2 protein-coding genes are annotated in these 1,713 nt (G+C 67.2%); one reads left to right on the forward strand and one right to left on the reverse strand.

The genetic code is table 11. The annotated features are described in order from the left end of the window. Positions 1-667: flagellar basal body P-ring formation chaperone FlgA (flgA, locus tag G7A99_RS00055; RefSeq protein WP_163138563.1), on the reverse strand; the 667-nt coding region annotated here is incomplete at its 3' end. A 199-nt stretch (positions 668-866) separates the two neighbouring features. On the opposite strand from flgA, the gene G7A99_RS00060 reads away from it, so the two are divergent. After that, positions 867-1,712, forward strand: a complete 846-nt coding sequence (locus G7A99_RS00060; protein WP_205599680.1) for a protein-glutamate O-methyltransferase CheR — start codon at positions 867-869, stop codon at positions 1,710-1,712. The last annotated feature ends 1 nt before the right edge of the window (position 1,713 follow it).

The following is a 1,713-nucleotide window of genomic DNA, read 5'->3' on the forward strand; positions in this document are numbered from 1 at the left end:
TGACCTCGCCCTCGACGACACGCTCGGAAGAGAGATTGCGGGCACGTATCCGTTCGCCTCGGGTGCCGTCCTCCAGGGCGCGCCCCTGCATGCTGACCTTCACCGGGCCGTTGCCGGCCTGGATAAGCAGGGTATCGCCGCGGCGCACGAGTGTCGGGCGGGTCAGCTGACCGGCGTCGATTACCGTACCCGGTTGCAGCGACCGCTGTGTCTGCAGCCCGATCAGGCCCTTCGGGTCGGTATAGTACTCGCCCCGGAGCCTCGTGGTGGTGCGCCGGGCCGTGCGCAGGTCTTCGGCATCGAGCCGGCTGCCGCGGGGGACGGGCCGGGCCGCGACGACGACCTCGATGCTGCGCACCACCCGGGTCGGGACGTAGACCTTCCAGGGGGAGGGACCCGGGCAGCGAACCCGGACCACGAGCCGCTCGCTGCCCTCCCGCCGGTTGGGAGCGTCGGCAGCCAGGGCCTCGCCGCAGGCCGGTAGCCGCAGGCGCTCGTCGAGCCGGTCGATTTCCACGCGCTCCAGCTGTCCGGCATCGCCGTCGAGCTCGTTGACGAAGGCCTGTACGCTCGTGCGTATCTCCGCCAGCGACTGGGTCGGGCGAGCCTGGGCCGCGGGCAGCACGCTGCCCAGCAGTATCAGTGCGACGATTGCTCGGTAGGCCATCGTGGGTCCGTATCGTTCCTGTGTCCGCCCTCGTGCTTGCAGAATCCGTTCCAGGTGGGTTCAGTCCCGTGGCGGTTGGCCGATAACCATACTGTCCGGTACATCAGTGGAGCCCTGTTCCAGGACGCTAGCGCCATCCGTTACGATGGAGTCGCGAAATCCGGCCCTGTGGCCGGTGAAATGCCCGAGGAGGTCGCGCGTGGCCCTGGAGAGCCGCAAAGACAACAACACGATGGCCGCGGCGGACTACGAGGCGTTCCGGCGCTTTCTCGAGGAGCGCTCGGGCATCATGCTCGGCGAGAACAAGCAGTATCTCGTCACCAGCCGCCTGGCGCCGTTGCTGCGTCGCCATTCCCTCGCCGACCTGGGGGCGTTGGTTCAGCGGCTCCAGTCCGCGGCGGGTCAGCAGCTGCGTACCGAGGTCGTCGACGCGATGACGACCAACGAGACGCAGTGGTTCCGCGATATCTACCCGTTCCGCATCCTCGCCGACCAGCTTTTTCCGGAGTTCGAGCGGCGTGGCAAGCGCCATATCCGGATCTGGTCGGCGGCGTGCTCGTCGGGCCAGGAGGCCTACTCGGTGAGCATGACGCTGTCGGAGTACCAGGCAAAGGGTCGGAATCTTGACGCTACAATCGTCGGTACGGACATCTCCACGCAGATTGTCGGTCGGGCGAAGGCCGCGGAATACAGTGCCAGCGAGATCCGTCGCGGGCTGAGCGAGGAACGCCAGCGACGATATTTCGACGCCGTCGATCAGAACACGTGGCGGGTTCGCCCGGAGGTCACCCGGCGGGTGAGCTTCCGCCAGCACAACCTCCTCGAGGCCTACGGTACCCTCGGCCGGTTCGATCTCATCCTCTGCCGCAACACTCTCATCTACTTCTCCATGCCCACGCGCACGGATCTCATCCGCCGCATGGGGCAGGCCCTGGAGCCCGGCGGCTACCTCATGGTCGGGGCCTCCGAGTCCCTGCCCAGGGAGCTCACGGAATTCGAGATGGTGCGCTGCCATCCCGGCGTGGTGTACCGCCGCAAGGACTGAT

The organism is Arhodomonas sp. KWT (assembly GCF_010993615.1).